At 67.0% G+C, this 26,798-nt stretch carries 25 protein-coding genes and 2 tRNA genes; 10 read left to right on the forward strand and 17 right to left on the reverse strand.

Annotation, left to right across the window (positions count from 1 at the left end; all coding sequences use genetic code 11):
• Positions 1-30: 30 nt before the first annotated feature.
• The 3 genes from ACFVVI_RS17805 to ACFVVI_RS17815 all read left to right on the forward strand — a co-directional run bounded on the left by ACFVVI_RS17805 (position 31) and on the right by ACFVVI_RS17815 (position 3,972).
• On the forward strand, positions 31-1,560 hold the full coding sequence (locus ACFVVI_RS17805; protein ID WP_378989390.1) for a protein kinase: 1,530 nt from the start codon (positions 31-33) through the stop codon (positions 1,558-1,560).
• A complete protein-coding gene (pknB, locus tag ACFVVI_RS17810) occupies positions 1,557-3,452 on the forward strand; it encodes a Stk1 family PASTA domain-containing Ser/Thr kinase (RefSeq protein ID WP_378989389.1) in 1,896 nt (631 codons plus the stop codon). Before ACFVVI_RS17805 ends, pknB begins: the two co-directional genes overlap by 4 nt.
• A 100-nt stretch (positions 3,453-3,552) precedes the next feature.
• Positions 3,553-3,972, forward strand: coding sequence for a CBS domain-containing protein (locus ACFVVI_RS17815; protein ID WP_378634571.1), 420 nt, complete (start codon positions 3,553-3,555; stop codon positions 3,970-3,972).
• A gap of 1 nt (position 3,973) precedes the next feature.
• On the opposite strand, the gene ACFVVI_RS17820 is transcribed toward ACFVVI_RS17815, so the two are convergent.
• The 3 genes from ACFVVI_RS17820 to ACFVVI_RS17830 form a co-directional block, all read right to left on the reverse strand.
• On the reverse strand, positions 3,974-4,432 hold the full coding sequence (locus ACFVVI_RS17820) for a deaminase (RefSeq protein WP_387446022.1): 459 nt from the start codon (positions 4,430-4,432) through the stop codon (positions 3,974-3,976).
• Between the two features lie 144 nt (positions 4,433-4,576).
• Positions 4,577-5,251, reverse strand: coding sequence for a RibD family protein (locus ACFVVI_RS17825; protein WP_387446023.1), 675 nt, complete (start codon positions 5,249-5,251; stop codon positions 4,577-4,579).
• A gap of 8 nt (positions 5,252-5,259) precedes the next feature.
• Positions 5,260-5,922: an aminodeoxychorismate/anthranilate synthase component II gene (locus tag ACFVVI_RS17830; RefSeq protein WP_387446024.1), complete on the reverse strand. Its 663-nt coding sequence runs from the start codon at positions 5,920-5,922 to the stop codon at positions 5,260-5,262.
• Positions 5,923-5,985: 63 nt separating this feature from the next.
• On the opposite strand from ACFVVI_RS17830, the gene crgA reads away from it, so the two are divergent.
• Together crgA and ACFVVI_RS17840 are read left to right on the forward strand one after the other, a co-directional pair.
• Positions 5,986-6,249, forward strand: a complete 264-nt coding sequence (gene crgA, locus ACFVVI_RS17835; RefSeq protein WP_387446025.1) for a cell division protein CrgA — start codon at positions 5,986-5,988, stop codon at positions 6,247-6,249.
• An 84-nt stretch (positions 6,250-6,333) separates the two neighbouring features.
• Positions 6,334-6,783, forward strand: coding sequence for a PH domain-containing protein (locus tag ACFVVI_RS17840; protein WP_378989385.1), 450 nt, complete (start codon positions 6,334-6,336; stop codon positions 6,781-6,783).
• 74 nt (positions 6,784-6,857) lie between these two features.
• Here the strand turns inward: ACFVVI_RS17840 and ACFVVI_RS17845 are convergent, their stop codons facing one another.
• Entirely contained in the window at positions 6,858-7,391 is a 534-nt protein-coding gene (locus ACFVVI_RS17845; protein WP_378634585.1) for a peptidylprolyl isomerase, read from the reverse strand.
• A gap of 52 nt (positions 7,392-7,443) precedes the next feature.
• Between ACFVVI_RS17845 and ACFVVI_RS17850 the strand changes: the two genes are divergently transcribed.
• The gene (locus ACFVVI_RS17850) at positions 7,444-7,593 is read left to right on the forward strand and encodes a hypothetical protein (protein WP_170112099.1); all 150 of its coding nucleotides are present in this window, start codon (positions 7,444-7,446) and stop codon (positions 7,591-7,593) included.
• A gap of 13 nt (positions 7,594-7,606) precedes the next feature.
• Here the strand turns inward: ACFVVI_RS17850 and ACFVVI_RS17855 are convergent, their stop codons facing one another.
• Together ACFVVI_RS17855 and ACFVVI_RS17860 are read right to left on the reverse strand one after the other, a co-directional pair.
• Entirely contained in the window at positions 7,607-8,461 is an 855-nt protein-coding gene (locus ACFVVI_RS17855; RefSeq protein WP_378989384.1) for an ABC transporter permease, read from the reverse strand.
• The gene (locus ACFVVI_RS17860; protein WP_387446026.1) at positions 8,458-9,459 is read right to left on the reverse strand and encodes an ATP-binding cassette domain-containing protein; all 1,002 of its coding nucleotides are present in this window, start codon (positions 9,457-9,459) and stop codon (positions 8,458-8,460) included. Before ACFVVI_RS17860 ends, ACFVVI_RS17855 begins: the two co-directional genes overlap by 4 nt.
• Positions 9,460-10,066: 607 nt before the next feature.
• Here ACFVVI_RS17860 and ACFVVI_RS17865 point away from each other — a divergent pair.
• The gene (locus tag ACFVVI_RS17865) at positions 10,067-11,650 is read left to right on the forward strand and encodes a serine hydrolase (protein WP_387446027.1); all 1,584 of its coding nucleotides are present in this window, start codon (positions 10,067-10,069) and stop codon (positions 11,648-11,650) included.
• 62 nt (positions 11,651-11,712) lie between these two features.
• Here the strand turns inward: ACFVVI_RS17865 and ACFVVI_RS17870 are convergent, their stop codons facing one another.
• The 11 genes from ACFVVI_RS17870 to dnaA form a co-directional block, all read right to left on the reverse strand.
• Positions 11,713-12,612 (reverse strand): acyl-CoA dehydrogenase, encoded by a 900-nt coding sequence (locus tag ACFVVI_RS17870; protein ID WP_387446028.1) that lies wholly within the window; start codon positions 12,610-12,612, stop codon positions 11,713-11,715.
• A 5-nt stretch (positions 12,613-12,617) separates the two neighbouring features.
• Positions 12,618-12,690 (reverse strand) — tRNA-Ala (locus tag ACFVVI_RS17875).
• 32 nt (positions 12,691-12,722) lie between these two features.
• Positions 12,723-12,830 carry a DLW-39 family protein gene (locus ACFVVI_RS17880; protein WP_214516728.1) on the reverse strand — a complete coding sequence of 36 codons (108 nt, stop codon included), beginning with the start codon at positions 12,828-12,830 and terminating at the stop codon, positions 12,723-12,725.
• Between the two features lie 29 nt (positions 12,831-12,859).
• A tRNA-Ile gene (locus ACFVVI_RS17885) sits at positions 12,860-12,933 on the reverse strand.
• 133 nt (positions 12,934-13,066) lie between these two features.
• Positions 13,067-14,038, reverse strand: a complete 972-nt coding sequence (locus tag ACFVVI_RS17890) for a DUF3566 domain-containing protein (protein WP_378989380.1) — start codon at positions 14,036-14,038, stop codon at positions 13,067-13,069.
• A gap of 42 nt (positions 14,039-14,080) precedes the next feature.
• Positions 14,081-16,588, reverse strand: coding sequence for a DNA gyrase subunit A (gene gyrA / locus ACFVVI_RS17895; RefSeq protein ID WP_378634601.1), 2,508 nt, complete (start codon positions 16,586-16,588; stop codon positions 14,081-14,083).
• A 58-nt stretch (positions 16,589-16,646) separates the two neighbouring features.
• On the reverse strand, positions 16,647-18,680 hold the full coding sequence (gene gyrB, locus ACFVVI_RS17900) for a DNA topoisomerase (ATP-hydrolyzing) subunit B (protein WP_378989379.1): 2,034 nt from the start codon (positions 18,678-18,680) through the stop codon (positions 16,647-16,649).
• Between the two features lie 441 nt (positions 18,681-19,121).
• On the reverse strand, positions 19,122-19,658 hold the full coding sequence (locus ACFVVI_RS17905; protein WP_245914449.1) for a DUF721 family protein: 537 nt from the start codon (positions 19,656-19,658) through the stop codon (positions 19,122-19,124).
• A gap of 132 nt (positions 19,659-19,790) precedes the next feature.
• On the reverse strand, positions 19,791-20,993 hold the full coding sequence (recF, locus tag ACFVVI_RS17910; RefSeq protein WP_378989378.1) for a DNA replication/repair protein RecF: 1,203 nt from the start codon (positions 20,991-20,993) through the stop codon (positions 19,791-19,793).
• Between the two features lie 24 nt (positions 20,994-21,017).
• Positions 21,018-22,193, reverse strand: coding sequence for a DNA polymerase III subunit beta (gene dnaN, locus ACFVVI_RS17915; RefSeq protein ID WP_378634611.1), 1,176 nt, complete (start codon positions 22,191-22,193; stop codon positions 21,018-21,020).
• Between the two features lie 786 nt (positions 22,194-22,979).
• Positions 22,980-25,265: a chromosomal replication initiator protein DnaA gene (gene dnaA, locus ACFVVI_RS17920; protein ID WP_387446029.1), complete on the reverse strand. Its 2,286-nt coding sequence runs from the start codon at positions 25,263-25,265 to the stop codon at positions 22,980-22,982.
• Between the two features lie 648 nt (positions 25,266-25,913).
• On the opposite strand from dnaA, the gene rpmH reads away from it, so the two are divergent.
• From rpmH to yidD, 3 genes are read left to right on the forward strand one after another with little or no spacing between them, the layout of a single operon-like run.
• On the forward strand, positions 25,914-26,057 hold the full coding sequence (rpmH, locus tag ACFVVI_RS17925) for a 50S ribosomal protein L34 (protein ID WP_082843828.1): 144 nt from the start codon (positions 25,914-25,916) through the stop codon (positions 26,055-26,057).
• A gap of 22 nt (positions 26,058-26,079) precedes the next feature.
• Positions 26,080-26,499 (forward strand): ribonuclease P protein component, encoded by a 420-nt coding sequence (gene rnpA, locus ACFVVI_RS17930; protein ID WP_378634616.1) that lies wholly within the window; start codon positions 26,080-26,082, stop codon positions 26,497-26,499.
• Positions 26,496-26,795: a membrane protein insertion efficiency factor YidD gene (gene yidD / locus ACFVVI_RS17935; protein WP_101465063.1), complete on the forward strand. Its 300-nt coding sequence runs from the start codon at positions 26,496-26,498 to the stop codon at positions 26,793-26,795. Before rnpA ends, yidD begins: the two co-directional genes overlap by 4 nt.
• The last annotated feature ends 3 nt before the right edge of the window (positions 26,796-26,798 follow it).

Below are 26,798 nucleotides of genomic sequence, written 5' to 3' on the forward strand. Positions count from 1 at the left end.
GAGTGTGCGAGTGACAACACGGGGGCCCCGATGCTGAACAACGGCGCCATGATCGCCGACCGCTACCGCCTGCAGCGGCTCATCGCCACGGGCGGTATGGGTCAGGTGTGGGAGGCGATGGACACCCGGCTGGATCGCCGGGTGGCGGTCAAGGTCCTCAAGACCGAGTTCTCCGCCGACCCGACCTTCCGTGCGCGGTTCCGCGTCGAGGCGCGGACCACCGCGCAGCTCAACGCGCCCGGGATCGCGGGTATCTACGACTACGGCGAGACCACCGACCCGTCGGGCGGCGAGACCGCCTACCTGGTGATGGAGCTCGTGCAGGGCGAACCGCTCAACGCGGTGCTCAACCGGATGGGCAGGCTCTCGGTCGTCCAGGGTCTCGACATGCTCGAGCAGACCGGGCGCGCGCTCGAGGTCGCCCACGCGGCCGGGGTGGTGCACCGTGACGTGAAGCCGGGCAACATCCTGGTGACGCCGACCGGACAGGTGAAGATCACCGACTTCGGCATCGCCAAGGCGGTCGACGCCTCACCGGTGACCAAGACCGGCATGGTGATGGGCACCGCCCAGTACATCGCGCCCGAACAGGCCGTCGGCGAGGACGCCACCGCGGCGTCGGACGTCTACTCCCTCGGCATCGTCGGCTACGAAGCACTGGCCGGCGTCCGCCCGTTCACCGGTGAGGGCGCGATCACCGTCGCGATGAAGCACGTGCGCGACGCACCGCCGCCGATGCCCGACGACCTGCCCGCGAACGTGCACGAACTGATCGCCATCACCATGGCCAAGGACCCGCTGCAGCGCTACCGCAGCGGCGGCGAGTTCGCTGATGCCGTGGCCGCGGTGCGTGCCGGGCACATGCCGCCGCTCCCCGGTGGCGCCACCGGTCCGTCGATGACCGGGGCCACCCGGGTACTTCCGCCCGGCCCGACCGTGGTGCTCCCCGCCGCCGCGGCAGCCGCGGCCGCGGCGGACTACGACGGCGCGACCATGCGCTTCGGCCATCAGCCCGGCGGTCCGGTCGGTCCGCCCACCGGCGGTTACGGCGGTCCGGCCACCCAGGCTTCCGCGCCCGCGCCGGTGCCCGCGAGCAACGCCAAGAACAACCAGAAGTGGCTGATCGCGCTCGGTGTCGGCGCGCTGCTGCTCGGCGGTGGTGTGCTGTGGCTGCTGTTCGGCGGTGAACCGAACCGGGATTCGGGGACCACGACCACCACCGTGCAGACCACCAAACCGCTGCCGCCGCCGGTGACCACCACCCGGCCGGTCCCGCCGCCGCCGGTGACCACCGAGGAACCGCCGACCACCACGCAACGTCCGACGACGACCACCGAGCCGCCGACGACGACCACCGAGCCGCCGACCACCACGACGGTGCCGCCGACCACCACGACCAAGACCAAGCCGACGACCACACCGAAGCCGACCAAACCGGAGCCGACCACCACGGCGCCGGCCGCGGGCACCACCACCGTCGGTCGTCCCCGGCTGCCCACCTTCGACCTGCCGTTCCCCGATGGCGACACGGCGGTAGGCCCGACCATAGGACAACCATGACGACCCCGAAGAACCTCTCCTCGCGGTACGAGCTGGGCGAGATCATCGGGTTCGGCGGCATGTCGGAGGTGCACCGCGCCCGCGACGTGCGGCTGTCGCGTGACGTGGCGATCAAGGTGCTGCGGGCCGATCTGGCCCGCGATCCCACGTTCTACCTGCGGTTCAAGCGCGAAGCCCAGAACGCGGCCGCGCTGAACCACCCGGCCATCGTGGCCGTGTACGACACCGGCGAAGCCACCGTCGACGGCGGGCCGCTGCCCTACATCGTCATGGAATACGTCGAGGGCGACACCCTGCGCGACATCGTGCGCGGCAAGGGACCGCTCGCGCCGCGCAAGGCGATGGAAGTCGTGGCCGACGTGTGCGCCGCGCTCGACTTCAGCCATAAAGCCGGGATCGTGCACCGCGATATGAAGCCGGCCAACATCATGATCAACCGCGCCGGTGCGGTGAAGGTGATGGACTTCGGCATCGCGCGCGCGATCGCCGACAGCGCCAACCCGATGACCCAGACCGCCGCGGTGATCGGCACCGCCCAGTACCTCTCGCCCGAGCAGGCGCGCGGCGAGACCGTCGACGCGCGCTCGGACGTGTACTCGGTGGGCTGCGTGCTCTTCGAGATCCTCACCGGGCAGCCGCCGTTCACCGGTGATTCGCCGGTCGCGGTCGCCTACCAGCATGTGAAGGAGGATCCGCCGCTACCGTCGTCGGTCAATCCCGGCGTGCCGCGTGAGCTCGATTCGGTGATCCTCAAGGCGATGGCCAAGAACCCGGCCAACCGCTACCAGACGGCAGCGGAGATGCGCGCCGACCTGATCCGGGTGCTCGGTGGGCAGAAGCCCAGCGCGCCGATGGTGATGAACGAGGAAGACCGCACCGATTACGACGACGAGCCGGGGCCGCGGAGTTTCCACGACCGCCGCGACGACACCTCCGAGCACCCCGTGGTCGGGCCCGACGGCGAGGAACGTAACCGCACCGGGCTGATCGCGCTCGGTGTCGCGGCCGCGCTCGCTGTGGCGTTCGGCCTGTTCTGGGTGCTGGTCGGTCCAGGTAGCCGGGCCGATCAAGTTGCCGTCCCCGATCTGTCAGGCAAGCCCGCGCAGCAGGCACAGGACGACCTCCAGCAGGCCGGTTTCCACGTGGCCAGGCTGGAGAAGCCGGACGGCAAGGTGGCGCCGGGCAATGTGATCGCGACCCAGCCGCTCGGCGGTTCGCGCATCGACAAAGGCAGCACGGTGACGTTGCAGGTCTCGACCGGGCCCACGCAGGTGCAGTTGCCGCGGCTGATCGGGATGAGTCAGGCCGATGCCGAGCAGAAGCTGAATTCGCTCGGTCTGCAACTGGATCCGAATGTGGTGCGCAAACCGTCGAGCACCGCCGAGACCGACAAGGTGATCGCCCAGGACCCGAGCGCGGGTGTGCGGGTGGACATCGACCGGCCGATCGTCGTCACCATCGGCGGCGGGCCGGAAGAGGTGCGTGTGCCGACCGTGGTGGGCCAGGACATCTCCATCGCTCAGCCGAATCTGGTCGCCTCCGCCGGTTTCAAGGTCGAGATCCAGGAAGTGAAGTCCTCGCTGCCCAAGGGCCAGGTGCTCGCCACCAACCCGGCCGGCGGTAGCAACGCGGAGAAGGGCTCGACCATCACGGTCCAGGTCTCCGCCGGTGACCGGATCACCGTCCCCGATCTGACCGGGCTCACGCCGGTGCAGGCGCAGGAGACGTTGCGCGGGCTCGGATGGACCGGTCAGCTCAGCCAGACCACGGTGATCACGCTCGACGGCAATGCCTCGGGCAAGGTCGTCGGGCAGAATCCGGCGGCCGGTTCGGCAGTGACGATCAACGGCAATGTGGTGCTGCACGTGGGAGCGTCGCCGATTCCGCGATGAGGTCTCGATTGGATGGCGAACACGCCCGCCGCGTCCGCGCGGGCGCAGAATGAGGCTGCTTTCATCCCATCCAGCGTTGCTGACGAGGAGGTAGCCCCCTATGACGACAGCCAGGGACATCATGAAGCCCGGTGCGCAGTGGATCACCCGTGGTGACACCGTGACGACCGCGGCGACGGCGATGGCCGATCTCGGGGTCGGATCGATCGTCGTCGCCGATGACGACGAGCGCATGTGCGGCATCATCACCGACCGCGACATCGTGGTGAAGTGCGTCGCGCTCGGTCTGTCACCTGATCTGACGACAGCGGCGGAACTCTGCGAGTCGACGCCGCGGTGGGTCAGCGCGGACGCCGATGTGGAAGACGTGCTCGACCAGATGGAATCGCACCGCGTGAAGCGGATGCCGGTGATCGAGAACAAGCGCCTGGTCGGGATGATCAGCGAGGCCGATCTGGCTCGGCACCTCGATGACAATCAGCTCGGCGAATTCGTGACCGCCATCTACGGGCGGCCCTGAGCTAACTCAGGTCGAGGTGGATGTTCATCGACTTGGCTTCCGCGGCCAGGTCGGTGAGCTCCACCACGCGCACGCCATGGGTGCGCAGTTTGTCCACACCCTCGCAGGCGGCGACGAACAGGCTCGGCTCGCGCCAGGCGATCACCACCGTGGGAATGCCGGCGGCCAGGATGCGATCGGTGCACGGCAGCCGGGTGGCGGTGGCGCGGGTGGAGCACGGTTCGAGGGTGCTGTAGATCGTGGCCCTGGTCAGGCGGGGGTCGTCGGGGTCGAGCTTGTTGAGCGCGGACTCCTCGGCGTGCACCTTCTCGTCGGTTTCGCGAGAGAAGCCGGTCGCGATCTCCACCCCGTCGGCGACGATTACGGCGCCGACCGAATAGGCCGTCTCGCTGGGCGGACAGTTCCTGGCGAGCGCTATCGCCCTGTGCATGAACCGGTGGTCGGTGTCGTCGTGGCTCATGTCATTTCCCTGTGGTCGGCGAGTTATCCACAACTCTCGCGTGATGTGGAATCGGTCATGTTCAGGTGTGGAGCAAAGTTGTCCGTGAACTGTGGACAGCTGAATTTTCCCAGGTCAATGCAGTGATTCTGTTCGCGGTATCAGTTAGTTGCGGGGCTGTGGATCGGGGCTGACCAGGTAGTTCAGCACAGCGACATCCCCAAGTTGTTCCACACCCGCCAGGTGCAACCTGCGACCGGCCCCGCCGGGGAACTGCGCCGGTCCGACGAAGCGCGGCGCAGCCGGATCGCCGACCAGGATCGGCGCGATCGCCAGCCGGATCTCGTCGACCAGATCGGCCGCGAGGAAGCCGGTGTGCATGCCGGTACCCCCTTCGACCATCAGCCTGTGGATACCTCGCGCGCCGAGGTCGGCGACGAGGGCCGGGAGCGCGAGACGCTCGCCGAGGCTCACCACCTCGGCGAGTCCGTCGAGCCGGTCGCCCAGCCTCCCGGCACCCGCATCGGAGGTGTAGACGAGTTTGTCGCCGCCGGTGTGCCAGAAGCGCAGCCCCGGATCGAGATCACCGGAATCGGTGACGGTCACCTTCACCGGGAACTCCGGTTCGCCCGCTGCCACCCGAGCGGCCCGGCGCTCGGCGCTGTTCACCAGCAGGCGGGGGTTGTCGGTGCGCAGCGTGTGCGCACCGATCAGGATCGCGTCGGATTCGGCACGGATCTGGTCAACCCGATCGAAGTCGGCACTGTTCGACAGCAGCAGGCGCTGTGCGCTCGCGTCGTCGATATAGCCGTCCAGACTCGCCGCCACCGACAACCGCACCCACGGCCTCACTGCGTGACCAGCGCGGCGACCTCCGCCTCGAGCGCGGCGACGAGTGCCTCGGACGGACGTTCGCCGCAGACCTCGAGCCAGTTGGCGAGCATCCGGTGGCCGCCCTGGGTGAGCACGGACTCGGGGTGGAACTGCACGCCGTGGATGGGCAGCGTGCGGTGACGCATCGCCATCACGATGCCGCTCTCGGTGTGGCCGACCACCACCAGCTCCTCGGGAATGGTTTCCGGGAGAACCGTCAGCGAGTGGTATCGGGTGGCGGTGAAGGGGTCGGGCAGGCCGGCCAACACGCCGGACCCGAGATGGAAAACATCACTGGTCTTGCCGTGCAGCAATTCGGGCGCCCGGTCGACGGTGCCGCCGAACGCCTCGCCGATCGCCTGGTGCCCGAGGCACACGCCGAGCAGCGGCTTGTTGTGCCGGGCCGCCGCGTGCACGAGCGGGATGCTCGCGCCCGCCCGGTCGGGACTGCCTGGGCCGGGGCTCACCAGCACGCCGTCGAACGCTCCACCCTCGTCCCCGACGGTGAGCAGGGTGTCCAGATCGTCGAGGCGGGGGTCATCATTGCGCCAGACCACGACGTCGGCACCAAGCTGGCCGAGGTACTGCACCAGGTTGAACACGAAGCTGTCGTAGTTGTCGACGACCAATACACGCATGCGTCGAGGGTACGGGAGTTGCGATAGCCTAGGAGTTACCTGTACTCCGAATTCGAGGACGTCATGCCCAAGTCCAAGGTCCGCAAGAAGGCCGACTACACCCCGAGCCCCGCCAGCCGCACGCCGGTGAAGGTGAAAGCGGGGCCGTCGCCGGTCTGGTACGTCGCGATCATGCTGGGCTTCATGCTCGCCGGCTTGGTGTGGCTGATCGTCTACTACCTGGCGCAGGACCACATCAGCTTCATGCTCGATCTGGGCGCCTGGAACTTCCTGATCGGGTTCGGCCTGATGGTCATCGGCCTGGTCATGACCATGCGATGGCGCTGATCGCAGCGGATTACACCGGTGTTATTCATGCACACCTGTGGATAACCCTGTGCACAACTCGAGGATAGAGGGGCGAACAACCGCGTGAACGATGCACAACCCGTCTCGTGGTCCACCCCTGTCGCAGGTCTGCTCGCCATCAGCGGTGGCGGAATCCTGCTGGCCGTGCTGGCAGTCCTCGCCCAGGACGGCCCGAGCAGGCTGCTCATCGGCATCGCCGCCGTCGCCGTGCTGGCGATGTCCGCACTCGGCATCCGGCAGCGCCCTCGGCTCACCATGGTTCCCGGCCCCGCGCCGCGGCTGGTGGTCGGCACGCTCACCGGCCCGAAGGACTACCCACTCGACCGGATCGACCGGATCCGGATGGTCTCTTACCGCCGCATCGGCCGCAAATCCGCGATGCTCGAGGTCGACGTGCGCCACGAGGACACCGAGCGATTGCTGATCTTCGGCCGCTGGGACCTCGGTACCAATCCCCACGACGTGTACGACGCTCTGGTCGTCAACGGCTTCGCCTCGGTGACTTCGGACTGACGTTGTTTCACGTGAAGCAAAGAGAACTCCCCGCCGCGACGGTCCGCGGCGGGGAGTTCTGTGTATGGCCTTGATCAGTCGATCGTGACGGCCGAGATGATGACCGGCTCGTCGGGTCGATCATTGCGATCGGTCTTCACCGAGGCGATGGCGTCGACGACCTTGCGCGAATCGGGGTCGACCACCTCCCCGAAGATCGAATGCTTGCGGTTGAGGTGCGGCTGCGCGCCGACGGTGATGAAGAACTGCGAACCGTTGGTCTCGGTGCCGGCGCCCGCATTCGCCATCGCGAGCAGATAGCCCCGGTCGAAGCGCAGATCCGGGTGGAACTCGTCGGCGAACTCGAAGCCCGGCCCACCACGGCCGGTGCCTGTCGGATCGCCGCCCTGGATCATGAACCCCGGAATGATCCGGTGAAAGACGGCGCCGTCGTAGAACGGGCCACTTTCCGTCCCACCGGCATTGACGGTGGAGTACGGCGCGGTGCCGTCGGCGAGACCGACGAAGTTGCGCACCGTCTTCGGGGCGTGGTTACCGAAAAGCGCGATCCTGATATCGCCGTGGTTGGTGTGCAGAGTTGCCACGGCCGTCTGGTTGGGTGAGGTCACGCAGTTATGGTGCCACGCGACACGTCGAATCTGTTTGTGCCACAGTGGTCGAATGAAGCTTCGTAATCCGCTGCTCGCGTCGATCGCGCTCGCCGGGGCGGGCGCCCTGGCCTACCTGGCCCGCGCCAAGCGTCCACAACTGCCGGAACCCGCCGCCGAGCCGCCGCGTCTGGGGTATTCCCGCAACGGCTCGGCGCACTAGTTCCGGCTGTTGTTCAGCGACTGACCGACTTCTTGTACTGGATCTGAGCCAGCGGCACGAAGACGATCAGGATCACCACGATCCACATCAGCGTGGTGGTCACTGGATGCTGCATCGGCCACGCGTCCGAGGGCGGCGCCATCGGGTTGACGTTGCCGAACAGGTCACGCACCGCCTGGGTGAGCGCCGAGACCGGGTTCCATTCGGCGAAGACCCGCAGCGGAGCAGGCATGTTGTCGAGCGGAACGAACGCGTTGGACAGGAACGTCAGCGGGAAGATCACCATGAAGCTGGCGTTGTTGAACACCTCCGGCGCGCGCACGATCAGGCCGACCACGGCCATCATCCACGACAGCGCGTAGGCGAACAGCAGCATCAGCGCGTACGCGAGCACCGCGTCGAGGAACGATCCGCGGATCCGCCAGCCCACGACCAGACCGGTCAGCGACATCACTACCAGGCTGACCACGTTGATCACCACATCGCTGATCGTGCGCCCGACCAGCACGGCCGACGGCGCCATCGGCAGCGACCGGAACCGGTCGATGATGCCCTTCTGCATGTCTTCGGCCAGGCCCGCACCGGTGAAGGTGGCGCCGAACACCACGGTCTGGGCGAAAATGCCGGCGATCAAGAACTCCCGATAGCCACCTTCGAGCCCGGGGATCGAGATCGCCGAGCCGAAGACGTAGGCGAACAGCAGCACGAACATGATGGGCGACAGCGTCGTGAAGATCAGCACGTCGGGTACGCGCTTGATCTTGATGACGTTGCGTTTGGCGATGGTGATGCTGTCGCTCACCACCATCGACAGTCGTTCGCCGAGGCTGGGAGGGTGCAGCTCGGCCTTGTCGAGTGCGACGGTCATCGGTTCTTTCCTTCCGCGGCGCCCACGGTCTCCGACTCGCGATCGCCGTTGACGAGTTCTTCGGCCTCGTGCCCGGTGAGCGTCAGGAAGACGTCGTCGAGCGAGGGTCTGCGCAGGGCGACATCGTTGATGTCCACCTTGTGCTCGGTGAGCCTGCCGATGGCGGTGACCAGGTCCTGTGACCCGTCGGAGACCGGCACGATGAGCTTGCGCAGGCCGGGTTCGAGATGGATCTCGCCGTCGGCGAGCCCGCTGAGCACCTGCTGGGCGACGGCGAGCTGGTCGGCGGCGCCGACGGTGAGTTCGATCCGGTCGCCGCCGACGAGGGCCTTGAGTTCGTCGGCGGTGCCGCGGGCGATCACCTTGCCGTGGTCGATCACCGCGATCGAATCGGCGAGGCGGTCGGCCTCGTCCATGTACTGGGTGGTGAGCAGCAGGGTGGTGCCGCCGGCGACCAGCTCCTCGATGACGTCCCACAGGTCGAGCCGGGCACGCGGGTCCAGACCCGTGGTCGGTTCGTCGAGGAACAGCACCGGCGGGTTGGCCACGAGGGCGCCTGCCAGGTCGAGGCGCCTGCGCATACCGCCCGAGTAACCCTTCACCGGCCGGTCGGCCGCGTCGCTGAGGCGGAAGCGGTCGAGCAGTTCGCGGGCCCGCTCCTTACTTCGCTGGGTGCCGAGGTGGTAGAGCCTGCCGACCATTTCGAGGTTCTCGAAACCGGTGAGGTATTCGTCGACGGCGGAATACTGGCCGGAGGCGCCGATGCGCGAGCGCAGGGCCTGTGGGTTGCCGAGCACGTCGATGCCGGCGACGGTGGCGGTGCCCTCGTCGGGTATCAGCAGCGTGGTGAGAACGCGAACAGTCGTGGTCTTTCCCGCGCCGTTGGGGCCGAGAAGCGCGGTGACGGTACCTTCCGGAACGGACAGGTCGAGTCCGTCGAGGGCGACGAGCTGCCCATACCGTTTGACCAGACCCTCGGCGACGATTGCGTCGGGCATGATTCTCCTGAAGTCGTGGTTGGCGATGCTGTGCCCAGTATTGCCCTACCCACCGACAAGTCGCATCCCAAATTTCCGCGCGACCGCAAGTCAGATGTACACAATTGTTCGACATGCCGACGTGTCGCGACACGCGGCGAATCGGACTGATTTTCTGTCTCCCGACACGAACAAGAGCGCCTGTTCGCTGGACGGTCGCCACACGCGAGACGAGAACATGTTCACCGTTGATTCCCCGTAAAACGTTGCGTACCAGCCGATTCCGATGTTCGTAAGACACCTGACAGGTACCGGGAGCGCGCACCGGCCGACCGCCGCACCCCGGACCACCGCCGACACCCGCACCGGCACCCGAAAAATCTCGTGAACTCGCCCGGTGCGCGTACACGAATTCCGCGCGTATCGCGTAGGATCGTTCAGGTCGGCCCCTCCCCCCCGGGCCGACCCTACGCGGGCCTCGGCTAACTCCCCCCCTTCGCCGAGGCCCGCTCCCCATTTTCCGGCAAGGTCGCAGCTCGGCAGATCAGCCGAAGCGCACCGCAACGCCGGGCGTCACAGTCCGGCCACGTTCCGGCGATCACCCGGCAACCAGGGTTATCGTCGGCCCATGGTGCCTGGTCGCGGTGCGATCGCCGGGGTCGTCCTCTCGATGACGATCCTCGTTGGTTGTAGCGGATCCACCGACGACACGCACACCACCACGACGACCACCGCCGAGCTCCCCCCGAATCAAGTCGCAGGCGTCGCCCTGCCCGCCGACGCGGTCGGCAAAGCCGTCGGGCAGCTCGACGAACTGGTGGGCTCGCTGATGGACTCCAGCCGCATTCCCGGCATGGCTGTCGCCGTGGTCCATGGTGGAAAGACCGTGTACGCCAAGGGTTTCGGTGTTCGCGCGGCAGGCACGCCCGACAAGGTCGACGCCGACACCGTCTTCCAACTCGCCTCGGTGTCGAAGTCGCTCGCCGCGACCGTCGTGGCCAACCAGGTCGGCGCGGACACGATCGAGTGGACGACCCCGGTGGTCGCCCACCTCCCGTCGTTCGCGCTGGCCGATCCCGCCACCACCGCCCAGCTCACCGTCGGCGACCTGTTCGCGCACCGCAGCGGCCTGCCCGATCACGCGGGCGACCGGCTCGAAGACCTCGGCTACGACCAGGCCGCGATCTTCGACAAGCTGCGCCTCGAGCCCCTCGACCCCTTCCGGATCACCTATCACTACACCAACTTCGGACTCACCGCCGGCGCCGAAGCCGTGGCCGCGGCGGCCGGGAAGGATTGGGCCCAACTCTCGTCGGATGCCCTCTACACGCCACTCGGCATGCGCGACACCAGCTCTCGCTTCGACGACTTCCTCGCCCGGCCGAATCACGCGGTGGGACACGTGAACATCGACGGCGACTGGGTGGCCCGCTACGTGCGTGACCCCGACCCCCAGTCCCCCGCCGGCGGGGCGAGCTCCTCGGTGAACGATATGGCCCGCTGGCTGACGATGCTGCTCGGTAACGGCACGGCGGGCGCGACAACCATCGCCCCGCCCGAAGCGCTGCTGCCCGCCGTCACACCCCAGATCGTCTCGGCGCCGCCCGCCTCCCCCACCGCGCGGGCGGGCAGCTACGGGTACGGCTTCAATGTGTCGGTCTCCGCGGCCGGGCGCACGGTCACCAGTCATTCCGGCGCCTTCGGCCTCGGCGCGGCGACCAACTTCCTGGTGATCCCGTCCGCCGACGTGGCCATCGTCGCGCTGACGAACGCCGCGCCGCTCGGCATCCCGGAGACGTTGACCGCCGAGTTCGCCGATCTGGTGCAGTTCGGCGAGGTGCGCGAGGACTGGCGCGGCCTGTACCGCGACGCTTTCGCCGCCATCGACGATCCGGAAGGTGCCCTGTCCGGTCAGCCCGCCCCGGCGAATCCTGCCCCCGCACAGCCGCTACCGACCTACGAGGGCAGCTACGACAGCGCCTATTGGGGACCCGCCACGATCGTCGCGACCGATAACGGCTTGCGCCTGACCATCGGCCCCGAGCAGCGGACCTATCAACTCCGGCACTGGGACGGCGACACCTTCGCCTTCGACCTGAGCGGCGAGAACGCCCCGCCCGGCAGCGTCACCTCGGCACGGTTCGCCGACGGCACACTGACCATCGACTACTTCGACGAGAGCGGTCTCGGCACGTTCACCAGAACAAAATGACGCAGCACCAGAACGAAGTGACGCAGCACCAGAGCGAGTGACACAGCACCGGAACCGGTCGATCAGGCGAGCGTGCGCCACGCGGTCGCCAGCCGCGCCGCCCGCACCTTGCCCGCGACCCCGAGCAGCGGCGCATCACGCTCCCAGCGCTTCCTGACCTCCGGATCCACCGGCGCCCACAGCGGCTCCAGTTCGGTACGCAGACCGGTCAGCCGATCGAAGATGCCGCCGAGCGCGATGTGCACACCCGGGGAGCTCGGATCCTCGGCACCGACCCCACGCACCGCCGCAAACAGCGCCAGCAGCTGTTCTACGGGCTCCGCGGGCCACTGCGCTAGCCGGGCGACCCGAACGAGCTGACCGAGCACAGCGGCCAGCACATGCAGGTCCTCGACCGTCCGGAACGGCTTCAGGTAGTCGGCGTAGCCGTCACCGGGCAGCAGCTCGCCCGGCGCGGCATCGAAGACGACTTCCGCGTGTGGGATCTCCGGCGCGAACGGCAGCGTGGGCAGCGGCGTCACCGCGGCGGACGCACCGGCGCCGACGAGCACGGCGCGCAGCAGCGGCCTGCCGTCGGGCTGGGTGCCGGAGCGGGCGATCACCAGGAACCGATCGGCGAACGCGCCCAGCGTGGCGAAGGATTTGGTGCCGCTGACGGTGCCGTCCTCGCGCACTGTTGTCGTCATCGTCGACGGTCGCGCACCGGCGCCCTCGGTCGCGCACATCGAGGAGAGCTCGGCGGGATCGAGCGAGGGAACCAGCGCGTGCAGGGCTTCCTGATAGCCACCGAGGAAGGCGGGACCTGTTCCCGCACCGTCGAATCCGGCGATCGCGGCCCGATCGAGCGAACTCGGGAACCCGGCTGTCCTGGTGCGGTGTCGCGCCCAGTCCGCCGCGAAATCAGCCGAAACGGCGTCGGCGGGAGTGGTGGTGAGAAGAAAATCGAATACCGAGGAATTCACAGATGTGGAGCCTAGGGGAATCGAACCCCTAACCCCTGCCTTGCAAAGGCAGTGCTCTGCCAATTGAGCTAAGGCCCCTTACCGGTCATCGACCGGTTGGCAACCCGAAATCAGCGGGTGGTGACCTCGCGCCAGAGGTCTGCGTCGTCGCGCTTGCGGAATTTGTTGACACCGATGAGAACGGCGATCACAACACCGACCATGAGGACAATCTTCATGATTCCCACCCTACTGTGCTGTTCGGGAGTGGGCCTAGGAGGACTTGAACCTCCGACCTCTTCGTTATCAGCGAAGCGCTCTAACCGCCTGAGCTATAGGCCCGAACTCATTTCGATCCCCGCCGGAGCAGTGAACCGCAACGAGAAACGAGGTTACCTTACCTGCCTGCCGATAACCAAAACGGCCGGTCAGACCCAGTTTCCTGGGACCGACCGGCCGTACCGGAAACCTGCTCCTAGTCGGGATCGGCCAGGGTTATCTGGATGCCGCCGACCAGATCGCAGCACTGGTTGTAGATGAACACGCCGACCGTGGCCAGCGCGGTGAACAGCACCACGTTGATCAGGCCGATCACACCCGCGTAGCCGAACACTGTGCCAGCGTCGATCAGGCTCGACGAGCTGCCCTCCTGGTTCAGCATCTCGCCCAGCGAGTTGTCCAGGTTGTCCCACACGCCCATGCCCGCCAGCACGATGTAGAGCAGGCCGACGGCCAGCATCCACACGAAGAACAGCGCGACACTGATCACCAGGGTGATCTTCAGGGTCGACCACGGGTCGATCCGGCGGATCTGCACGGTCGCGCGTAGTGGCTCGCCCGACGCGGCAGCCGCGATGGCCACCGGCACCGCGGGCGAGACGCTGCCCGCCGCGGCTGCCCGCGCGCTCGGCCCCATGTTGTGCTGGGGCTGCGGCGCCATCGGCAGCCCGGGCGGCGCCACCGGCGCCTCGGGTGCCGGGTGGCGCACGTCGGACAGGTCTGGCATGTCCTTGACCAGCTCCGGACGCGCGATGCTGCGGGTCGGCCCGTCGATCCCGACGGACTTCACCATCGCCGCTTCCTTGCGAGCCGCCTTGGCCGCCAGGTCGGCGGTGGTGCGGGCATTGGACGCCCCACTGCCCTTGAGACCGCCGCCGCCCGGTGCCCCGGACGAAGGCCGCCCCTGACTCGGCGATTCGCCGGGCCGGTACAGGTTCGACTGCGGTTCACGCTGCGGAAGCTGAGCCCACCCGTCCTGGTAGGGCGAGGATTTGCTGCCCTTGCCGTCGAACGAATCGGTCCCGGCCGCACCGGATTCCGGCGCCGCGCCCTCGGCCGGACCGCCCTGGCGTGGGATCGGCCGCGGCGGGATCGGAGACGTGGCGATCCGCTCGGTGACGCCGTTGGTCTGGTTCCGATCGTCGTTCGACTGATTCGGTGTGGTCAATGGAATCCTCAGATCCGTTCGTTGCCGCCGCTATTTGGTGTGTTACTCCGAAGCCACGTCGCCGAGGAGCTGATCGGGATCGGGCTCGTCGGCGTTGCGCGCGATCGCTAGCAAGGTATCGCCATCCGCGAGGTTCATCAATCGCACGCCCTTGGTCTGGCGTCCGGCCTTACGAACCTGCTTGGCTGCGGTGCGGATGACGCCACCACTGGAAGTGATCGCGTACAACTCGTCCTCGTCGTCGACGATGAGCGCACCCACCAGGCTGCCACGCTTCGGATCGTATTGGATTGTCAATACGCCTTTTCCGCCACGTCCCTGCGCGGTGTACTCCTCGATCGCGGTCCGCTTCGCGTACCCGCCGGCCGTCGCGACCAGCAGATATGTCTCCAGACGCACCACATTGAGCGAGAGCAGCTCGTCGTCGGTGTTGAAGCGCATACCCTGCACGCCGGAGGTGGCGCGGCCCATCGGACGCAGCGCCTCATCGGTCGCCGCGAAGCGGATCGACTGACCGTGCGCCGAGACCAGGAGCAGGTCATCGTCGGACGAGCACAGCACCGCACCGACCAATTCGTCGTCATCGCGCAGGTTCACCGCGACGATGCCGCCGGAGCGGTTGGAGTCGAAATCGGTGAGTTTCGACTTCTTCACCAAACCCGCGCGTGTCGCGAGCACGAGGTACGGCGCGTCCTCGTAGGTCTTGAGCTGGATGATCTGGGCGATCTTCTCGTCCGGCTGGAAGGCGAGCAGGTTGGCCACGTGCTGACCACGCGCGGTCCGGTTGGCCTCGGGCAGCTCGTACGCCTTGGCCCGGTAGACGCGGCCCTTGTTGGTGAAGAACAGCAGCCAGTCGTGCGTGGACGACACGAAGAAGTGCTTGACGATGTCGTCCTGCTTGAGACCCGCGCCCATCACGCCCTTGCCGCCGCGCTTCTGCGAGCGGTAGAGGTCGGTCTTGGTGCGCTTGGCGTAGCCGGTCTCGGTGATCGTGACCACTACGTCTTCGCGGGCGATCAGATCCTCGTCGGCGACGTCACCGTCGGCGGCGATGATCCTGGTCCGGCGGTCGTCGCCGTACTTCTCGACGATCTCGGCCAGCTCGTCGCGCACGATCGCGCGCTGACGCTCGGGCTTGTCGAGAATGTCCTTGTAGTCGGCGATCTCGATCTCGATCTTGGCCAGATCGTCGATGATGCGCTGACGTTCCAGGGCCGACAGGCGACGCAGCTGCATGTCGAGGATGGCGGTCGACTGGATCTCGTCGATGTCGAGCAACTGCATCAGGCCGGTGCGCGCGGTATCGGTGTTGGCCGCGCCGCGGATCAACGCGATGACCTGGTCGAGCATGTCCAGTGCCTTGACCAGGCCGCGCAGGATGTGGGCCCGCTCCTCGGCCTTGCGCAGCAGGTAGCGGGTGCGCCGCACGATGACCTCGAGCTGGTGATTCACGTAGTAGCGAATCATCTGATCCAGCCGCAGCGTGCGCGGGACACCGTCGACGATCGAGAGCATGTTCGCGCCGAAGCTGGTCTGCAGCTGGGTGTGCTTGTAGAGGTTGTTCAGCACCACCTTGGCCACCGCGTCACGCTTGACCGTGACCACGATGCGCATGCCGACGCGGTCCGAGGACTCGTCGTGGATATCGGAGATACCCGCGATCTTCGCGTCCTTCACCTGCTCGGCGATGGAGTTGACGAAGTTGTCGGTGTTGACCTGGTACGGCAGTTCGGTGATGACGATCGTGGTGCGGCCACGCGCGTCTTCCTCGATCTCCACCACACCGCGCATGCGGATGGAACCGCGGCCGGTGGTGTACGCGTCGTGGATGCCCTGGCTGCCGACGATCAGGCCGTGCGTCGGGAAGTCGGGGCCCTTGACCCGTTCCATGCAGGCGGCGAGGGTGGATTCCTCGTCGGCCTCGTAGTTCTCCAGCGCCCAGTAGATGGCGTCGGCCAGCTCGTTGAGGTTGTGCGGCGGGATGTTGGTGGCCATGCCGACCGCGATGCCGTTGGAGCCGTTCATCAACAGGGCGGGCACGCGGGCGGGCAGCACGGTCGGCTCCTGCGAGCGACCGTCGTAGTTCGGGACGAAATCGACCGTCTCGGAGTCGATATCGCGCAGCATCTCCATCGCGAGCGGCGTCAGGCGGCACTCGGTGTAGCGCATGGCGGCCGCGCCGTCGTTGCCGCGGGAACCGAAGTTGCCCTGGCCGTCGACCAGCGGATAGCGCAGCGACCACGGCTGAGCCATGCGCACGAGGGTGTCGTAGATCGACGAGTCGCCGTGCGGGTGGTAGTTACCCATGGTCTCGGCGACCGGGCGCGCGGACTTCACGTAGCCGCGGTCCGGGCGGTAGCCGTTGTCGTACATCGCGTAGAGCACGCGACGGTGCACCGGCTTGAGGCCGTCGCGCACGTCGGGCAGCGCACGGCCCACGATCACGCTCATCGCGTAGTCGATGTAGCTGTTCTGCATCTCGGTCTGGATATCGACCGGTTCGGTCCGGTCGCCCGCACCGCCGGACGGGGGCAGCGTGGTCTCAGTCATCAAATCTCCTTCGAGGGGCCGACATGCGAGCGGGCGCGCCTATCAGGCGCAGCGCCGCTTACACATCGAGGAAACGGACGTCCTTGGCATTGCGGGTGATGAAGCTGCGACGCGCCTCCACGTCCTCGCCCATCAGCACGGAGAACAGTTCGTCGGCCGCGGCCGCGTCGTCCAGCGTCACCTGACGAAGCACCCGCACCGAGGGATCCATCGTGGTCTCCCACAGCTCCTTGGCGTTCATCTCGCCCAGACCCTTGTAGCGCTGGATCCCGTCGTCCTTGTTGATCTTCTTGCCCGCGGCGAGCCCGGCCTCGACCAGCGCGTCGCGCTCACGGTCGGAGTAGGCGAACTCGGGATCGGACCGCATCCACTTGAGCTTGTACAGCGGCGGCTGCGCGAGGAACACGTGACCGTGCTCGACCAGCGGACGCATGAAGCGGAACAGCAGCGTGAGCAGCAGCGTCGCGATGTGCTGGCCGTCGACGTCGGCGTCGGCCATCAGGATGATCTTGTTGTAGCGCAGCTTGGCGATATCGAACTCGTCGTGGATACCGGTGCCGAACGCGGTGATGATCGACTGGACCTCGTTGTTCTTGAGGACGCGGTCGATGCGGGCCTTCTCGACGTTGATGATCTTGCCGCGCAGCGGCAGGATCGCCTGGTACATCGAGTCGCGGCCCGACTTCGCCGAGCCACCGGCGGAGTCACCCTCGACGATGTAGATCTCGCACTTGCCCGGGTCCTTCGACCGGCAGTCGGCCAGCTTGCCCGGCAGTCCGCCCAGGTCGGTCGCCGACTTGCGACGCACCAGCTCGCGCGCCTTGCGGGCGGCCATGCGGGCCTGTGCCGAGGACACCGCCTTCTGCACGATGGTCTTCGCGTCGGCCGGATTGGCCTCGAACCAGTGCTGCAGGTGCTCGTTGCAGGCACGCTGCACGAACGACTTGACCTCGGTGTTGCCGAGCTTGGTCTTGGTCTGGCCCTCGAACTGCGGCTCGCCGACCTTGACGCTCACGATGGCGGCCAGGCCCTCGCGGATGTCGTCACCGGTGAGGTTGCCGTCCTTCTCCTTGAGGAGCTTCTTCTCCTTGGCGTACTTGTTGACCACCGTGGTGAGCGCCGCGCGGAAGCCCTCTTCGTGGGTGCCGCCCTCATGGGTGTTGATCGTGTTGGCGAAGGTGTGGACCGACTCGGAGTAGCCCGAGTTCCACTGCATCGCGACCTCGAGCTCGTGGCCGGTGCCCTTGACCGTGTAGCCGACGACCGAGTTGTGGATGGCCGACTTGGTGCGGTTGATGTGGCGGACGAAGTCCACCAGGCCGCCCGGGTAGTGGTAGGTGCGGGTCTTCACCTTGTGCTCGACCGCTTCGGCGGCGACCTCCTCGGCGTGCTTGGGCGCCTCGGCGGTCTCACTGACCACTTCGTCGGTCACGTCGCCGACGGCGACCCGCTCGTCGGTGAGCTTGATGGTGAGGCCCTTGTTCAGGAAGGCCATCTCCTGCAGGCGCCGCGCCACGGTCTCGAAGTTGTAGGTCGTGGTCTCGAAGATGTCGGGATCGGCCCAGAATCGCACCGTGGTGCCGGTGACCTTGGTCGGCTCGCCCTGCGCCAGCTTGCCGGGCTTGGCGTCCTTGTAGGTCTGGGTCCAGTGGTAGCCGTCGACGTCGATCTCGACCTCGACCTTGGTCGAGAGCGCGTTCACCACCGAGATACCGACACCGTGCAGACCACCCGACACCGCGTAGGAGTCGGAGTCGAACTTGCCACCGGCGTGCAGCTGGGTCATGACGACCTCGATCGTGGGCACGCCCTGTGCGTGCATCCCGACCGGGATACCACGGCCGTCGTCGATCACCTCGACGCCGCCGTCGGCGAGCAAGGTCACCTCGACCTTGGTGGCGTAGCCGGCCATCGCCTCATCGACCGAGTTGTCCACAACCTCCCAGATGAGGTGGTGCAGACCGCGTTCACCGGTGGAACCGATGTACATGCCAGGGCGCTTGCGCACCGCCTCGAGGCCTTCGAGGACCGTGATGGAAGAGGCACCGTAGCCTGAATTGTTGCCCGATGCGTTGGAGTCGTTGGCAGCCACTTCTCGGTAGCTCTCCTTACTTGCTGATCCCTGGCGCAGCGATCCGGGCAGCACGCGCACGGCTCGGAAAGAGCCATCGAATATCACGGACTGCACAGCACGCGCCGAGGGTTCGCCGCTGGTTACGTCACCATCCTACTGGTAAGCCCAACTTACAGTGCACCTACGACACCCCTGGCTTCGCCGTGAATGCAAGAAATCGTCCGACCGCGAGGCGGTTCCGCCTCCTCGGGTATTTTGCCGGTCGTAGGCGCGAATAGAGTATGTCCTCGGACCGGCTGCCGGGACGCGTGAGATGTGTGGGGTTCCCGGGGAGTTACCCGTGTCCGCGCGGGATCAGATGTCGCCTCCGAAGTTATCCACAGGCTCTATGCACATGTCCACAACTTGGGGCCTGAGAGCGGCGCGGGCGCAACGGATCTCGCTCCGGTCACCGCGCGGCTACCCGTAGGTGTCGCGCGGGCCGCGGCCCTTGATGTGGCGATCGCCCTTGCGCCAGCTCGGCGCGGCGGGGCCGGTGATGCGCAGCGACGTCACCACGCCATGACCGACCGCGGCATTGATCTTGGCCAGGATCTGGCTCTGCAACATGCGTAGCTGGGTGGCCCACGCGGTGGACTCGGCGGCGATCTTGAGCACACCGTTCTCCAAGGTCACCGGAGTGGCGTGGGAGGCGATGTCCTCACCGACCACCCGCGGCCAGCTGCCGAACACCGTGCCCTCGGCTACCTTGCCTGACCAGCCACGATTCTTCGCAAGCGTGCCGCTGAGCGCACCGAGGAGCTGGGGATCACGGGCATCGGGACCCGACCCGGACCAACCACTACGGCGCCTGCCACCGGCCCGCAGCTTGCGTACCGGCGAGGCCCTGCCCTGCCCCACGGACTTGCCGCTGGCCTTGGCCGCGGCCCGCGCCTCTTCCAGCGCCCGGCGGGCCAGATCGATGCCGCGCAGCTCCGGTGCGGGTTCTTCCGGCACGGGTTTCCGCCTTCCGGTGTCGAGGGTGGCCGAGTGTGGATGGAGTCTACGCCGGGGCGCCGACGGGCTCGTCGAGCACCGATCCGGCATATATCCAGCATGTTGCCGGTTTTCCACAGGGGCTGGGGATAACTATCGCGATCTGTGCATATCTTCGGCGTGTTGGACGACTTCGGGGACGATCTGTGAGGTACGCCGGTCCGCCTCGCCGGTCGTGTGCACACGCAACGGTTCGGCGGCCAGTTCCGACGGCACGTCCTCGGCCACCGCGGCCGTGATCAACACCTGCTCGGCACCCGCGGCCACCTCCGCGAGCGCGGTGCGCCGCCGGCGGTCGAGCTCGGCGAACACGTCGTCGAGCAGCAGCACCGGTTCGGAACCTTCTCCGCGCAACAGCTCGAACGAGGCCAACCGCAGCGCGAGAGCGAACGACCAGGACTCCCCATGACTGGCGAATCCCTTCGCCGGTGCGCTGCCGAGCAGTAACTCGAGATCGTCGCGATGCGGGCCGACCAGACAGACCCCGCGATCGAGTTCCCGGTTCCTCGCAGCGGCCAGCTCGCGCAGCATGATCTCGTGCAGCAGCTGTGCGTCACCGGCCGCGGGCACTCTGGCCGGATCGAGGAGTTCCGGTGGGAGATACCCGGAGCGGTAAGTGATTGCGGCAGGACGTGATTCGGGTGCGATCGACCGATATGCCTGGGACAGATGGGGATACAGGTCGTGGACCAAGCGCAATCGTTCGGCGAGCAGCACCGCCGCATGATCGGCGAGGTGCCCGTCCCACACGTCGAGGGTGCCCAGATCGGCACGTGAACGCGATTGGCGCCCAGCGGTTTTCAACAGCGCCGAACGCTGCCGCAACACCTTGTCGTAATCGGCGCGCACACCCGCGAGCCTGGGCAACCGGGCTGTGGACAACTCGTCGAGGAACCGGCGCCGCTCCCCCGGATCCCCACGCACCAGCGCCAGATCCTCCGGCGCGAACAACACGGTCTGCAGAATCCCCAGGATCTCGCGCGAGCGGCGCACCGGCGAGCGATTGATCTGCGCGCGGTTGGCGCTGCCCGCCTTGAGTTCCACATCCACGCGCAGTTCCCGCCCGGTGTTCACCACGGTGGCCCCGATCCTGGCCTGGGTGGCGCCCATCCGGATCAGCGGCGCGTCGGCGGAGACCCGGTGCGAGCCGAGCGTCGCCAGATAACCGACGGCCTCGAGCAGATTCGTCTTGCCGTTGCCATTTGCCCCCAGGAGCACCGTGCGCCCTGGGGACAACTCGAGATCGGCGTGTTCCCACGAACGGAAATCACGGACCGACAGCTCACGGATGAACATGTAGGCCTAGCCGCCCCTGCCTGCTCAGCCGGGCAGCCGGACCGGCATCAACAGGTAGATGTACTGGCTCTCCAGCGCCGCGAACGCACCCGACTCGAGCACCTTGGGCTCCTCGTCGGAGGCGGGCAGCAGCACCGCCGGACGGCTGGGCGTGGTGAACCCGAACGTGACCCGGTCGGTGTGCAGCGCGGCCAGGCCCTCGGTCAGGTAGCCGGGGTTGAACGCGATGGTGAGCGGTTCGCCGCGGAAATCGGCTTCCAGCCATTCCTCGGCCCGGCCCGCATCGTCCCCACCCGCCGACAGCAGCACGCCGTCTGTGGAGAACTCGAGCCGCACCTGGGCACCGCGCTCGGCCACCAGGGCGACACGCTTGATCGCCTCGGACAGCACCGCGACGGGCAGGGTGGCGATGGAGGTGTGCTCCTTGGGGAGCAACTGGCGGAACTTGGGGAATTCCGCGTCGAGCAGTCGGGTGGTGGTCCGCCGGCCGCCGTTGACGATGCCGAGCAGGCCGTCGGCGCCGCCACCACTGCCCAGCGACAGCTGGACCGGGGCCTCGGCGGCACCGAGAGTCTTGGCGGCCTCGGACAGCGTGCGCGCGGGAATGAGCACCGCGGTCTCGATGTCGGAGCGGGTCGGGTTCCACTGCAAGTGGCGCACAGCGAGTCGGAAACGGTCGGTGGCGGCGAGCACCACGTCGTTGCCCTCGATCTCGACCCGGATGCCGGTGAGCATCGGCAGGGTGTCGTCACGGCCCGCGGCGACGGCGACCTGGCCGACCGCCTCGGCGAACACGTCGACGGTGAGTTCACCGGTTTGCTGCGGCACCTCGGGCAGTTGGGGATAGTCCTCGACCGGCATGGTCGGCAGCGAGAACTTCGCGCTGCCACAGGCGATGAGCACACGGGTGCCGTCGACGGAGACATCGACCGGCTTGTTCGACAGCGACTTGGTGATGTCGGCGAGCAGGCGGCCCGAGACCAGCACCTGGCCGGGACCGGCGACCTCGGCCGCGACACGCATCTGCGCGGAGACCTCGTAGTCGAATCCGGAGACCGTCAGGCCGTTCTCGTCGGCCACCAGCAGCACACCGCCCAGAACAGGCACCGGAGGCCGGGACGGGAGACTGCGCGCCACCCAGGCCACCGATTCGGCGAAGTCCTCTCGGGCGACCCGAAACTTCATGCTCGCAAGCTCCATCGCCCGATTTGTCCTCTCCGAGTTTCGAATCCGTGTGCGGGTGTGTGTCAGCGGAGTTGAACTGCTGTGTCGGCCGCGCATTGAGTCTCGCACAACCGACCGACAACCAAACGGTACCCGTGCAGTGCGCGAACTCCGCATCGACCCTCCCGGTCGATTCCCGCTCGTCGAACCACTCCGCTCCTCCTTGCCTGTCTGTGAGTGAACGACCGCTCGACTCAAGCCTCCCCAACCGAGTTTCCACACACCCTGTTTTAAAAGAGTTCTCTCTAGAAGGAGAACTGAAGTAGTAGTAGGCACTGTGGAATCTGTGGATTTCGCCCGAATCCGCAGGTCAGAGCGCTTGATGGCATGGGGATGGCCTTGGGGTGACTCGAGGATGAATCAGCGGTGGCTGTGGAGGCGTGAAGTTGTCCCCATTCCATCCTCGAGTTGTCCTCGAGTTGTTCCACCGGATTCACCCAGTTGTTCACACGTCGGGTCAGCCTGGTGGCAACGGTGTGGATTCCTCGAGGACTCCACAGGGACTCCTCGAGGAATCCACAGGCCGGATTCGGTGACGCCGCAGGTCACCGCTAGTGCACAGGTGTTAGTGGAGCGTCTTGTGGATGATGTGGACAACTGCCTGTGCATGAACGCTGCACACCCTCGCCCAACACCCTGTGCACCGACCGGTGCACAAAGGTGTGGATTCCTCGAGGAATCCACAGGAATTCCTCGAGGAATCCCCAGGGCAAAAAAGAACACCGCCCCAGGTCAGGGCGGTGTTCCGGGTTGGGGATGAAATCAGCGGGAGCGCTGTTTGATTCGGGCTGTGAGTTCTTGGACCTGGTCGTAGACCCGACGGCGCTCGGTCATCTCCTTGCGGACTTTTTTCTCCGCGTACATCACCGTGGTGTGGTCTCGACCGAACGCCTGCCCGATCTTGGGCAGCGACAGATCGGTGAGCTCGCGGCACAGGTACATCGCGATCTGCCTGGCCTGCGCCAGCGGACGCGCCTTACCAGGGCCGGTCAGCTCCTCGAGCGTGGTGTTGAAGTACTCGGCGGTGACAGCCATGATCGTCGCCGCGTTGATCTCCAGTGCCGCCGTGTCGGGCATCAGGTCGCGCAGCACCACCTCGGCCAGCGAGAGGTCGAGCGGCTGACCGTTGAGCGAGGCGAACGCCGTCACCCGGATCAGCGCACCCTCGAGCTCGCGGATATTGCGCTCCACCCGGCTCGCGATCAGCTCGAGCACGTCGTGCGGCACATCGAGCCGGTCCATCCGCGCCTTCTTGCGCAGAATCGCGATGCGAGTCTCCAGCTCAGGCGGCTGCACATCGGTGATCAGGCCCCACTCGAAGCGAGTCCGCAGCCGTTCCTCCAGGGTGGCCAGCTGCTTGGGCGGGCGGTCCGAGGACACCACGATCTGCTTGTTCGCGTTGTGCAGGGTGTTGAAGGTGTGGAAGAACTCCTCCTGGATGCCTTCCTTGCCCTCGATGAACTGGATGTCGTCGACCAGCAGGATGTCGGTCTCGCGGTAGCGCCGCTTGAACGCGACCTTGCGGTCGTCGCGCAGGCTGTTGATGAAGTCGTTGGTGAATTCCTCGGTCGATACGTACTTCACCCGCATGCCGGGGAACAGCCGCTGTGCGTAGTGACCCGCCGCGTGCAGCAGGTGGGTTTTGCCCAATCCCGAAGCGCCCCAGACGAACAGCGGGTTGTAGGCGCGCGCAGGCGCCTCCGCGATGGCGACCGCGGCAGCATGCGCGAACCGGTTGGACGCGCCGATGACGAAGGTCTCGAACGTGTACTTGGCATTGAGACTGGCCGACGAGGAGGACTGCGGCGGCGCCTCGGGCGACTTGCTGAAATAGGTCGGCCAGTTGTTGCGGTTGCTCACCACGGGTTCGTCGTCGGCCGGCTGCGCGCCGGGCTGACCGGGGAACGGCTTGTCCTGGCCCTCGGCGCTCGGTTCCTCGGCACGAGCGGCGGCGGGCTCTTCGGACGGCCTGCCGCGGTTCGGCGCGCGCTGCGGCGCCGGGTCGGGAGTGAACAGCGACTCCTGGCCGGAGTGGTCGCGACGCGGTGCCGCGGCTTGCTCGCGGCGGGCGGGCGGTGCGGTCTCAGGAACTCGCTGGTCCGGACGCGCGCCACGAAACTCACCGCGCCCACCGAACTCGGCGCCGGGATAGTCGGGGACGGGGTACGCCCCAGTCGGCTCGAAATCGGTGCCGGGGAACTCGTTGCGGTCGCCCTGGTACTCGGCAGGCTGGCCGAAATCGGACGGTGCCTGCTGGTATTCGGACTGCTGGCCGTATTCCGCGGGCGGCTGCTTGTACTCCGGTTGCTGGCCGTACTCCGGCGGTGTCTGCTGGTACTCGGGCTGCTGGCCGAATTCCGACGGATTCTGCTGGTACTCCGGCTGCTGCTGGTAATCGGGCTGTTGCTGCTGGTACTCCGATTCGGCCGGGTACTCGCGGTGCCCCGCGTAGTCGTTGCGCTCGCCGTACTCGCCGGCCTGCCCGGGGTACTCACGGCCGCCGTAGCTGCTCGGGTACTCGCCGTTGGCCGGATAGTCGGGGGACGACTGATAGTCGTTGCCGTACTCGCCACCCTGGCCGGGGTACTCGCCCGCGCCGTAGCGCGGCCTGCCGTACTCACCACGGGTGGCGTAATCGGGAACACTGAAATCGGGACCGGGATAACCGGCGGGTGGGCGCACCTGCTCGCGCGGACGCTCCGGCCTGCTCGTCATCCTGGCGTGCCGGGGCGAACTACCGGCCCGCTCCCCCGCGGCCGGGCTCGGCGCGGCGATGCGCACCCCGAGTCCTTCCACCTGGGGACCCAGCCGACGGCCGAGCGATCGCAGGATCGGCTCGCGCAGATCACGCTCGATCGCCTCCTGTGCCAGCGAGGACGGGACCGACAGCAACGCGAAACCCTGCGCGACGGTGAGTGGCTTCACCAGCTTCAACCAGGCCTGCTGTGCACGACTCACCGCGGGGATGGCGCCGTCGGCAGAGCCGGTGGTGAGCTCGGCAACCACCTCCGGCCACACTGTGGCCAGCACGTTCTGCTCGTCGTCCATACAGCGTCCTCCCCGGACCGGTTTGTTGGGGCCCACGGCCTTCGCGCACGCCGGAAAGCACCCGTGAACAGGTGTAATCCAGTGATCCTGCGTACAACCGAAGCCGGTTCGAACGCTGTGGCCCGGTAATTCGGACTGCGGCGCGGGCACCGACGGCCTTACGAATATGCCACTGCGGCCGTCTGTCCACATAATTATCCACAGATGTGGACAAACCTGGGGATAAAGGAATTCTGCCAGCGTGTGGCAGTGAATGGGGCTGGACCTGCGGTTCTTCAGCAATCCCCCGGCTACAGAGGTTAGCTGGCCGCGCCGCACAACGCCAGGGGTGTGGAAGAACTCACGAAAAGTGGCCGCATGCGTCACTGCGGCCCGGGCGTGTCGTGCCTGGTCGGGCCAGACCTCTGGTCCGTTCGGGCGTCCGGTAGCCTTGACCTGTGCCGGTGACAGGTACGTGGGGGCCGAGTTTGACCCGTTCCTTCGGGATAAGTACCCTCGTACAGTCACCCCTTGGCGCGGTTGGCGGCTGTCTGCTGCACATCGATCGCCAAGGCAATCTGTGCGTAGACCGCGGTCCGCAGCGCAGACAAATCATTTGTACAGACTTCGGGCGCCGAATGGTGCCCACCTACTACAGGAGTGTTGACCGTGGCCAAGGGCAAGCGGACGTTCCAGCCGAACAACCGTCGTCGGGCGCGCGTCCACGGCTTCCGTCTCCGGATGCGGACCCGTGCGGGCCGCGCCATCGTTGCGGCGCGTCGCCGTAAGGGCCGTACCGAACTGACTGCCTGATCGCGCGTAGTCGGACGCTCGGGTGTTGCCTGAGCCGTATCGGTTGCACCACCGTGCCGAATTCTCCCGCACGGTGCGCCGCGGTCAGCGAATCGGGAGGCGAGATCTCGTCGTACACGCGCTCACGCACGCGTACGACGATGTCGCCGACGGCGATTCTCTGGTCCGCGTAGGTGGTCCTCGGTTCGGACTGATTGTCAGCAAGGCGGTGGGAAACGCGGTGGTTCGCCACCGGGTGGCCCGCCGCCTGCGTCATATGTGCGCCCAGGTGGTCGATGAACTGCCGGTCGGCACCGATGTCGTGATCCGGGCACTGCCCGGCGCCGCCACCGCCGATTCCGCCGAGTTGCTGCGCCAGCTGCGCACCGGCCTGCGCAAGCTCGGCTTGCGCGGGGAACCGGAGCTCGCGCTCGGTCGCACCTCGGCCGGTGAACGGCGATGAGGACCCTCACCCGCCTGCCCGCGAAAGCCCTGATCGCCCTGATCGAGCTCTACCGGACCTATGTCTCCCCCACCCGAATGCCGATCTGCCGGTTCACCCCCACCTGCAGTGAGTACGCGGTGACTGCCTTGCGTACCCGCGGGCTGGTCGTCGGATCGGCCCTCACGGTCGTGCGGCTCGCGAAATGCGCGCCCTGGCACCCTGGAGGGTGGGATCCCGTGCCAGAGCGCGGGTCGAATGCCTGCACAAAGTCATCGCCCGCGCTGATCGGCGATACGAACGACGGGAGTACCTAGAGC

Origin of the sequence: Nocardia sp. NPDC058114, from assembly GCF_042884695.1 — a bacterium.
Taxonomy (GTDB): Bacteria; Actinomycetota; Actinomycetes; order Mycobacteriales; family Mycobacteriaceae; genus Nocardia.

Coding starts and splice junctions, on each gene's coding strand:
- ACFVVI_RS17805 (WP_378989390.1), top strand. CDS start 31: ATGCTGAACAACGGCGCCATGATCGCCGACCGCTACCGCCTGCAGCGG.
- pknB (WP_378989389.1), top strand. CDS start 1,557: ATGACGACCCCGAAGAACCTCTCCTCGCGGTACGAGCTGGGCGAGATC.
- ACFVVI_RS17815 (WP_378634571.1), top strand. CDS start 3,553: ATGACGACAGCCAGGGACATCATGAAGCCCGGTGCGCAGTGGATCACC.
- ACFVVI_RS17820 (WP_387446022.1), bottom strand. CDS start 4,432: ATGAGCCACGACGACACCGACCACCGGTTCATGCACAGGGCGATAGCG.
- ACFVVI_RS17830 (WP_387446024.1), bottom strand. CDS start 5,922: ATGCGTGTATTGGTCGTCGACAACTACGACAGCTTCGTGTTCAACCTG.
- crgA (WP_387446025.1), top strand. CDS start 5,986: ATGCCCAAGTCCAAGGTCCGCAAGAAGGCCGACTACACCCCGAGCCCC.
- ACFVVI_RS17850 (WP_170112099.1), top strand. CDS start 7,444: ATGAAGCTTCGTAATCCGCTGCTCGCGTCGATCGCGCTCGCCGGGGCG.
- ACFVVI_RS17855 (WP_378989384.1), bottom strand. CDS start 8,461: ATGACCGTCGCACTCGACAAGGCCGAGCTGCACCCTCCCAGCCTCGGC.
- ACFVVI_RS17860 (WP_387446026.1), bottom strand. CDS start 9,459: ATGCCCGACGCAATCGTCGCCGAGGGTCTGGTCAAACGGTATGGGCAG.
- ACFVVI_RS17865 (WP_387446027.1), top strand. CDS start 10,067: ATGGTGCCTGGTCGCGGTGCGATCGCCGGGGTCGTCCTCTCGATGACG.
- ACFVVI_RS17880 (WP_214516728.1), bottom strand. CDS start 12,830: ATGAAGATTGTCCTCATGGTCGGTGTTGTGATCGCCGTTCTCATCGGT.
- gyrA (WP_378634601.1), bottom strand. CDS start 16,588: ATGACTGAGACCACGCTGCCCCCGTCCGGCGGTGCGGGCGACCGGACC.
- recF (WP_378989378.1), bottom strand. CDS start 20,993: ATGTTCATCCGTGAGCTGTCGGTCCGTGATTTCCGTTCGTGGGAACAC.
- dnaN (WP_378634611.1), bottom strand. CDS start 22,193: ATGGAGCTTGCGAGCATGAAGTTTCGGGTCGCCCGAGAGGACTTCGCC.
- dnaA (WP_387446029.1), bottom strand. CDS start 25,265: ATGGACGACGAGCAGAACGTGCTGGCCACAGTGTGGCCGGAGGTGGTT.
- yidD (WP_101465063.1), top strand. CDS start 26,496: ATGAGGACCCTCACCCGCCTGCCCGCGAAAGCCCTGATCGCCCTGATC.